This window comes from Paenibacillus pasadenensis DSM 19293 (genome assembly GCF_000422485.1).
Taxonomy (GTDB): Bacteria; Bacillota; Bacilli; order Paenibacillales; family Paenibacillaceae; genus Paenibacillus_O; species Paenibacillus_O pasadenensis.
The window spans coordinates 36,646-45,477 of the sequence record NZ_KE383859.1; the positions used below are offsets into that span (position 1 = coordinate 36,646).

An 8,832-nucleotide genomic window follows, 5' to 3' on the forward strand; every position below is an offset into this window, starting at 1 on the left:
CTAGGGCAAAGGAGGCCGCGAGGCATGGCTTTATCGATCGCCTATTACGTTTCGGACTACGGCTACGGCCATGCCTCGCGCTCCATCGCGGTCATCCGCGAGCTGCTCCGCCAGGCGGACGAGGCCGGGCTGCCGCTGCAGCTGCATCTGGCCAGCGGCCGCACGCTGCCGCTGCTGGAGCGCTCGCTGGCAGGCGGCTTCGCCGCAGCGGCCCGGTCCGGCGGCCTCGATCATCGGCTGCTGGCGCGGCGCATCGATTCGGACCCGGGCTACTCGCTGCGCCCCGGCAGCCTGCAGGCCGATCCGCCGCGGCTGCGCGCGGAGGTCCTCGCCTACCTGGAGGGGCTGCCGCTGCGCATCCGCCGGGAGGCGGCCTGGCTCGGCTCGACCGGAGCAAGCCTGACCGTCTCGGACATCGTCGCGGAAGCGTTCCCTGCCGCTCGGCGGGCGGGCATCCGCAGCGTCGGCCTGTCCAACTTCACCTGGTACACCGCCTATCAGGAGCTGCTGCCCGAGGAGCTGCTCGCGCCGCTGGCCCGGCCTTATCTGGACATGGACGCCTTTGTGGCGCTGGCCGGAGCGAGCGAGCCGCAGTGGGGGAGCGAGCCGATCGAGCGGACCGGATATTTTTGCCGGGCTGCCGATCCGGAGCGCGCGGCCGAGCTGCGGCGCCGGCTTGATCCGAGCGGAGAGAGGCGGCTGCTCGCGCTGTTTCCCGGCATGGGCTCGGGACCGGGCAGCCCGCTCGAGCGGCTCGGCCTGCTGCGCGATCCGCGCTGGCTGGCGGTCGTCTCCTCCGGCATGGAGCTGCCGGACGGGGCGGAGGCGGTCCGCATCCCGGAGAGCTGCACGGAATCGCAGCTGTACGTCGCGGCCTGCGACGCGGTGCTGACGAAGCCCGGCTGGGGCACCGTCTCCGAGGCGGTCTGCCTCGGCAAGCCGCTCGCGCTGCTGGAGCGGCCCGGCTTCCGCGAGGACCGCTGCATCGCGGAGACGCTCCGCGGCCGGCATCCGCTGCTGATGCTCGGCGAGCCGGAGCTCGCGTCGCCGGAGCTCGGCGGCCGGCTGCTGAAGCTGCTTGCCGGCGGGCCCGGCTCGGCGGCGGCGGCGGCCGGCAGCCTGCTGGAGGAGGCGCCGCTCGCGCCGCCGGGAGAAGCGGCGCGGATCGCCGCCCGGCTGCTGGAGCGGGCCGCCGCAGGCGGACAGGCGCCCGGACTGAGCATGTAGAGAGTGTCCAATAAACGATCGGGAGTGGAAGCGATGAAGATTACGGTAGTAGGGACAGGATATGTCGGCCTCGTATCGGGCGTTTGCTACGCGGAGCTGGGGCACAGCGTCATCTGCGTGGACAAGGATCCGCTGAAGGTCGCGACGCTCCAGAACGGGGAGATCCCGATCTACGAGCCGGGCCTCCAGGAGCTGTCCGTGCGAAACGCGGAGCTCGGGCGGCTGCGCTTCACGTCGAGCCTCGGCGATTCGGTCAAGGGCGCGGATCTGATCGTCATCGCCGTCGGCACGCCGCCGCTTCCGGGCGGCCAGGCGAATCTGGCGTACATCGAGCTGGCGGCGCAGGAGATCGCGGACGCGATGGAAGGCCGTCCCGTCGTCGCCATCAAGAGCACGGTGCCGGTCGGCACGAACGAAAAGGTGCGCGAGCTGATCCGGGAGCGGACCGACTGCCCGTTCGACAGCGTCTCGCTGCCGGAGTTCCTGCGGGAAGGCTCCGCCGTCTCCGACACGATGCATCCCGACCGGATCGTCATCGGCACCGACTCGCCGCGCGCCGAGGCGCTGCTGCGCGAGCTGCACGCCGGCCTCGGCTGCGCCTTCGTCGTCACTGACATCCGCAGCGCCGAGATGATCAAGTACGCCTCCAACGCCTTCCTCGCGACGAAGATCTCGTTCATCAACGAGATCGCCAACATCTGCGAGAAGGTCGGGGCCGACGTCACCCGCGTCGCCGAGGGCATGGGCCGCGACAAGCGGATCGGCGCCTCGTTCCTCAAGGCGGGCATCGGCTACGGCGGCTCCTGCTTCCCGAAGGACACGCAGGCGCTCATCCAGATCGCCGGCCACGTCGACTACGAGTTCAAGCTGCTGCGCTCGGTCGTCGAGGTGAACCAGGACCAGCGGTTCAACGTCATCCGCAAGCTCGAGACGATTTTCGGCGGCGAGCTGTCCGGCCGCACGGTCGCCGTCTGGGGCCTCGCGTTCAAGCCGGACACCGACGACGTGCGCGAGGCGCCCGCCCAGGAGATCATCGGCGAGCTGCTGGCGCGCGGCGTCGAGGTGCGGGCGTACGATCCGATCGCGATGGACAACTTCCGCAGCCAGTTCGGCAGCGGAGACGGCTCCGTCGTCTGGTGCGGCAGCGCGCTGGAGGCGGCGGCGGGCTCCGACGCGGTCTGCCTGCTTACCGAGTGGAGCGAGTTCGGCGAGACGGACCTGCAGCGGCTGCGCGCCGTCGTCCGCGAGCCGGTGCTGATCGACGGGCGCAACGCGTTCGACGAGGCCGCGCTCCAGGGAACCGACTTCATCTATTATTCCGTCGGCAGGCCGAGCCTCGCCCGCGGCGTCAAGGCTCCCGTGCCGGAGCTGAGCTACTAGAACCAAGCCGCACGCCGCTTCGGCGGCGGCTTTGCGCGTCAAGCCGAGCGCCGGGCCGAGCGGCAGGCAGAGCGTCAAGCTGCACGCCGGGCCGTCCGCTCGGGCAGCGCGCCGGGCAGCGCACTGGGGCTGCGCGCTCGGGCAGCGCTCAAGCCGCGCCTTAAGCCGGGCGCGGTACGGCGCCTTGCTCGGCGGCCGGCCTGCTATCTCCCGCAACGCCTATCCGAACAATCGAGGTGAGGAAACCTATGACGAATCATCGCAAGCTGTCTCTGGCCATGCTCGCCGCTGTCATGGCGGCCGGCCCGTTGTCCGCGCTGCCTTCGGCCGCGCTTTCTTCCCTGTCCGGCGGCGGCATCGCCAGCGCGGCCGGCTCGCTGCCGCAGCCGCCGAACATCGACGGCGCGCTGGCGCAGCTGTACGCGCTGCATGAAGCGCTGCTGGCCGGAGATCCGGCCGACCTGCAGGACGTGCTTCGCTTCCGCGAGGAGCTCGAGGCGCTCGATCCGGCCGCCGAGTTCCAGCTCGCCGCGCCGGTATGGGACAAGATCGACGCCAAGCTGCCGGCTTCGGCGGACCGCGAGTTCATCCGGAACAACCTGTTCGCGCTGTACCGCGACACGCTCGCGCTGACGTACCGTCCTACCTACGACGACCTGCGCAAGCTGCGCTCCAACGCCGACTACCGCGCGGCGCTGGCCGCGATCGTGCGCGCGGGCGGCGACAGCGATCTGACGATGGACGAGGTCGTCGCGTTCTTCTACGGCGACGGCGGCTCGCGCCTCGGCGTCGAGGGCACCGTGCGCAAGCGTATCGCCGAGCTCAGCCAGGCGCAGCTGTTCCAGCTGCTCTACGAGCCGCAGAAGCGCAACGAGCTCATGCTGCGCGTGCTGAACGACCTGCTCGCCCGCACGGACGAATATACGTTCGCCGCGATGCTGCAGGAGTACGGCATTACGAGCATGGACCTGCAGCAGACGATGGTGGGCTTCCAGGAGCGGCTCGCGTACGAGAAGCCGGCCGCGTCGGCGCTGCTCGTCGCGCTCATGCGGCTGACGAGCGCCGAGCAGGTGCAGGTGTCCCAGCAGGGACGGCAGCATCAATACTCGCTGACCGTCAGCGGCATCGCCATTCCTTCGGTAGCGCTCACCTGGGCCAAGCTGTCCGGCAGCGACGACGTGGCCGTCACGGGCAGCGGCATCGTTACGATCCCCGGCAGCGCCTCCTCGGGGAGCGCGGTCATCCAGGCCCGGCTGCTCAACCCGTACGGCGGCCCGGACAAGGTCATCTTCCAAAAGGAGATTACGCTGACGGCCGAAGGCGCGACGCCGACGCCAAGCGCGTCTCCGACGCCGACGCCGAGCGAGTCCCCGACGCCGACGCCAAGCGCGTCTCCGACGCCGACGCCGAGCGAGTCTCCGACACCGACGCCAAGCGCGTCTCCGACGCCGACACCGAGCGAGTCTCCAACGCCGACGCCGAGCGCGTCTCCGACGCCAAGTCCGACGCCGGACCCTGGCGGAGGCGGCTTCCCGGGCTTTCCCGGGTTCCCCGGGTTCCCCGGCTTCCCGACGCCGACCCCGGGCAGCGGAGGCGGGTCCGGCGAGGAGCCGGGCAACACCGGTCCGGGCAGCGTAGCGGAGCAGATCGCGGCGATCCTGCAGCAGTATTTCGCCAAGCTCGAGTCGATCAAGCAACGCTACAACGCCACGAGCTCGATCAGCGAGAAGCTGAAGCTGATCCGCGAGGCGTTCAAGGCGGCGCAGGAAGCGCTCGATGCGATCGGCAAGATCAAGGTGCCGGCGCCGACGCCGCGCTCGGCCGGAGCCTTCAGCGCCGAGTGGAACGCCGAGGAGGCGGGCAGCCAGTTTTCGGCCATCTCGGACGCGGCGGCCCAGATCAAAGGCGCGCTCGCCGATTTCGAGGGAGCCGGACAGGCCGGCACGAGCTCGCTGCGGGTGAGCGCGGAGCTTGACTTCGAGACCGAGCAGGCCGACAGCTGGTCGCTCGACATCCCGGCCGAGGTGCTGGAGTCGGCCAAGAGCAGCGGCATCGACTTCATCGGGCTCCAAGCGGAGGGCGCGCGCGTCTCCGTACCGGTGGCGGCGCGGACCGGCAAGCTGTCGATCACCTTGAGCCGCCTGCAGGACAGCGCCGTCACCTCCGCCTCCAGCCTGCCGCTGGCGTCGAGAGCGTACACGTACGAGATCGAGCAGTCCGGCCGCAAGATTACGAGCTTCGGCAGGCCGGTGCGGCTCGAGCTGCCGCTCTCGCGTTCCGGATCGGTCGACGCCGACCGGCTGAGCCTCGTCAAGATCCGGGCGGGCCGGGCAGCCGACTTCCAGTCGGGCGTCGCGGGCTCGGTCTACTCGGCGGACGTGCAGGATGCCGGCTCGGTGTACGCGGTCGTCGAGAACCGGGTGGCGTTCAAGGACATTCCGGCCTCGCACTGGGCGCGGACGACGATCGAGACGATGGCGGCCAAAGGCATCATGAACGGCGTTTCGGCCGGCGCCTTCGAGCCGTCGCGCAGCGTGACGCGCGCCGAGTTCGCCAAGATGCTCGTGCGCACGTTCAACCTTGGCGCCGACGCGGTGCCGCTGACGTTCAAGGATGTCCGCGAGTCCGACTGGTTCGCTCCGTATGTGGGCACGGCGGCAGCGAGCGGCATCACGAGCGGCCGCAGCGCCGACAGCTTCGCTCCGCATGCGGCGATCAGCCGCCAGGAGATGGCCGCGATGATCGCGCGCGCGCTCCAGCAGGCGGGCGGCTATCCGACGTCGCTGCTCACCGAGCAGGCGCTCGCGAGCTTCAAGGACCGGGCTTCCGTCAGCGCTTCGCTGAAGCCGGCCGTAGCGATCGCCGCGCAGCTCGGCATCATCGGCGGCGGCGGCGAGCTGAAGCCGCAGCAGCAGGCTTCGCGCGCCGAGGCGTCGGCGATGCTGTACCGCGCCGCCAAGCAGCTGTAGCCGAATCGAATCGCGGGGGCGGAGCCTTCGCCGGACGGAGGGACATCCGTTCGGCGTCCGCCCTTGCTTTCGTTGCGGGGAAGGAGGATGGATCATGCGCAAGCGCGTGAAAAGGCTGCTGATCGGCCTCGCGGCCGCGCTGCTGCTCGGAGGCGGAGGCTGGATCGCCGCCGAGCGCGCCGCCGACAAGGCGCTGGCCGCCTTCATGGAGCAGCTCGCTCCCCAGCTGGCGGCGGAGGCGGGAGCTTCGGCAGCGGCCGCAGGCGATCCGCTCCTGGCGGGAGCGGTCCCGCCCGCTGCGGGCGCTGCCGCCCCGCCGCTGGAGGCGGAAGGGGCTCCGGCAGCGGCCGGCTCCGAGGCGAGCGGCGGCCCGTCCGGCGCGGCAGCCGCGCCGGCAGTGCCGGCGGCCTATGCCGACGCTGCCGCCCGGCTGTCCGCAGCCGAGAAGCGGGAAGCGCTCTCCATCGTCGCCGGCGCGATGGACCGGCAGGAGGCGCTCGGCCTGCTGCGGCTCGCCGCAGGCGGGGTGACGGCGGAGGAGAAGGAGCAGATCAAGCGCAAGCTGCGGGCCGGACTGGACGAGGCCGATTACGGCCGGCTGCGCGAGCTCGCGCGCAAGGCGCTGGACAAGAAGGATGAAGGAGGCTGATCGGATATGAATCGGAATGGGGCAAGCAAAGGGGCGCTGCTGGCGGCCGCGCTGCTGCTGTTCTCGCCCGCAGCGGCGGGATCCTCGGCGGCCGCTCCGGCCGCCAAGGCCGCGGCAGCGGCGAAGACGGTGTCGGCGCTGTCGCTGCCGGCGACGATCGCGGTCGGGGGCCAGGTGCTCGTGCTGGACAAGGGGAGCTCGGTCTTTTTGCATGAAGGAAGGACGTACCTGCCGCTGCGGGCGGCGTCGGAGGCGCTCGGACTGGAGGCGGCGTGGGACAACGCCGCCAAGAAGCTGTCGCTGCAGCAGCCGTCCGATGCCGGGCGCCAGGCGCTGGCGGCGAAGCTGGCCGCTCGGCTCAAGGCGGAAGGCCGCTCGGCGGACGGAGGCGTCAAGCTTGCCCTGACGCCGGTCCCGGTCCGCTTCCACGCCTTCGGGCAGGAGGCCGCGCTTCCGTCCGGGCAGCAAGTATTCATCGCCAAAGGCACGCTTTACGTCCCGCTGCGCTTCGCCGCGGAGCTGACGGGAGCGTCCGTCGCCTGGGACGGCAAGCGGCTGCGCGTCGACATCACGCCGGAAGCGCAAGCCGGCAGCGGCGGCGGGGCCGAGGACGGACTGAGCGGCGGGGAGGACGTCGCCGCTCCGCCGGCCGGCGGAGCCTCGTCGCCGGCCCCGACCGCTTCGCCGTCTCCGGCCGTCCCGCCTGCAGGCGGAGGCGGAGGAGGCTGGGCTCCGCCTCCGGCAACGCCTGCGCCGAGCGCCTCTCCGGCTCCATCGGCGCCTCCGGGCTCTCCGGCTCCGTCGCCGACGGCATCGCCGTCTCCAGGCGCGACGCCGACGCCATCTCCAGGCGCAACGCCGACGCCGTCTCCAGGCGCAACGCCGACGCCGTCTCCTTCGGCATCGGAGGAGGAGATCCATCGCCAGGCAAGGAGCGAAGCTGACGCGCTGCGCGGCAAATGCCGCAGCGATCTCGTCGCGCTCGCGCTGCGCTACTCGTCCGCCTCCACGGGCGCGGAGAAGGCGAAGGCGCGGCAGGAAGGAGAAGCCGTATTCGCGGCTTGCGACGCTGCGTTCGAGCGCATCATGAGCGGGACGAGAGCGAAGCTGGAGGCCGGGGGCTATTCGACCGAGCGTCTGCAGGAATACCGCAAGGAATATGAACGGGAACTGGCGGAAGGGCGCGCGCTGCTGGAGGGACTGCTCGGCTGATTCAAGGACGCGCGCAGCATAAGCGAAAGAGGGGACGGTCATCATGGGCCATCGAAACAAGCGCAAGAAACGTTCCGTCGTCGGCCGCGGAGGGCCCCGGGCCGGGCGCCTGCTGCTCGCGCTGGCGATGGCGGCGGCCGTCGTGCCGGCCGTGCTCGGGTATCTGAATCATCGCGAGCTGGAACGGGGAACGACGGAGACGGCGATGGCGCTGCTGCCGCAGCGCTCCGCGGCTCCCGCGCCCTCGCCGGCAGGCGCAGCAGCGGACCCTGGCGAGGGCACGGGGGCGAGCGGCGCGGCGGCGAGCGGAGACGGAGCGGCCGAAGCTGCGCCTCCGCTCGCCGCTGGTGCCGGCGACGCTGCGAAGGAAGCTTCCGGCGAAGCTCCCCAGTCGGCCGCCGCCGGTGCCGAAGGCGACGCGGAGGAAGCATCCCAGTCGGCCGGCGCGGGAGCGGGCGGCATCGCGAAGGAGGCTTCTCGGCCAGGCGGCGCGGGAGCGGGCGGGCCTTCGCCTGCGGGAGGGCAGTCGGCCGGACAGCCGGCGGGAGCTGCTCCATCGGCGGCGCCGTCTGCGGCGAAGCCGCCGGCCGCGAGTGCCGAGCCGGACACTGCCGTCTACGAGCGGAGGCTGGAAACGATCCGCGAGCAATGCGTCTCGGCGGGAGCCTCGGTGCTCCAGGAAGGCGAGGCACGGCTCCGCGAGGCGAGGAGCGGAGAGCTGACGGAGCAGCAGCGGCAGCAGGCCGGCGCGGAGCTTGCCGGCGAGATGGAGGCTGCCGAATCTGGCTGCCGCAGCCGCTTCGACCGGCTGATCGCGGAGGCGGAGCAGGCGAATGTCCCTGAGAGCGAGCGCAGCAAGTGGAAGCAGAGCTACGAGCAGTCCCGCGAGCTGCTGCGCGCCGGGCTGAGCAAGCAGCTCGACGCCTTGGCGTCGGCTGCAGACCCGCTTAGTTAGTTAGGGGCATCTATCCCCGCCTTTTTGCCCTCTGCTTCGTCACGCAGGCTCGACGTACCCCTGGGTACGCCTATGCCTGCATTCCTGCAGGGATCAAAAATCCGGCCCTATCTGCCTCCTTCGGAGTATGCAAACACGCCCTAGAGCGTGCCCTAGAGCGTGCCCTAGAGCGTGCCCTAGGGCGTGTTCCGCGACGGCCGGCGCCTGATCCGCGACGGGCCGTGGGCGTTGGCTGGCAAGCGAAAGGGGCCGCAACTTCAAGAGGGCTGTCCCGCAGGTCGATATCTGACCTCGGCCAGCCTGTTCGTTGCTTCCGCATGCGCGGTTTTTCCGCGCATAGGCGGCGCGCCCAGGCCGCAGCGGCAAGCTGCGCGCGGTTTTTCCGCGCATAGGCGGCGCGCCCAGACCGCAGCGGCAAGCTACGCGCGGTTTTTCCGCGC

The 8,832-nt window shown here is 71.1% G+C and carries 6 protein-coding genes; all 6 read left to right on the top strand.

Annotation, left to right across the window (positions count from 1 at the left end; genetic code table 11):
- Positions 1 to 24 precede the first annotated feature (24 nt).
- The 6 genes from H582_RS0123495 (at position 25) to H582_RS0123520 (ending at position 8,392) form a co-directional block, all read left to right on the top strand.
- Positions 25 to 1,227, top strand: a complete 1,203-nt coding sequence (locus tag H582_RS0123495; protein WP_028600487.1) for a glycosyltransferase family protein — start codon at positions 25 to 27, stop codon at positions 1,225 to 1,227.
- A 33-nt stretch (positions 1,228 to 1,260) separates the two neighbouring features.
- A complete protein-coding gene (locus H582_RS0123500; RefSeq protein WP_028600488.1) occupies positions 1,261 to 2,607 on the top strand; it encodes a UDP-glucose dehydrogenase family protein in 1,347 nt (448 codons plus the stop codon).
- A gap of 248 nt (positions 2,608 to 2,855) precedes the next feature.
- Positions 2,856 to 5,576, top strand: coding sequence for an S-layer homology domain-containing protein (locus tag H582_RS0123505; RefSeq protein WP_028600489.1), 2,721 nt, complete (start codon positions 2,856 to 2,858; stop codon positions 5,574 to 5,576).
- A 94-nt stretch (positions 5,577 to 5,670) separates the two neighbouring features.
- A complete protein-coding gene (locus H582_RS0123510) occupies positions 5,671 to 6,225 on the top strand; it encodes a hypothetical protein (protein ID WP_028600490.1) in 555 nt (184 codons plus the stop codon).
- Positions 6,226 to 6,231: 6 nt separating this feature from the next.
- Positions 6,232 to 7,437 (top strand): copper amine oxidase N-terminal domain-containing protein, encoded by a 1,206-nt coding sequence (locus tag H582_RS0123515; protein WP_028600491.1) that lies wholly within the window; start codon positions 6,232 to 6,234, stop codon positions 7,435 to 7,437.
- 43 nt (positions 7,438 to 7,480) lie between these two features.
- The gene (locus tag H582_RS0123520) at positions 7,481 to 8,392 is read left to right on the top strand and encodes a hypothetical protein (RefSeq protein ID WP_028600492.1); all 912 of its coding nucleotides are present in this window, start codon (positions 7,481 to 7,483) and stop codon (positions 8,390 to 8,392) included.
- Positions 8,393 to 8,832 lie beyond the last annotated feature (440 nt).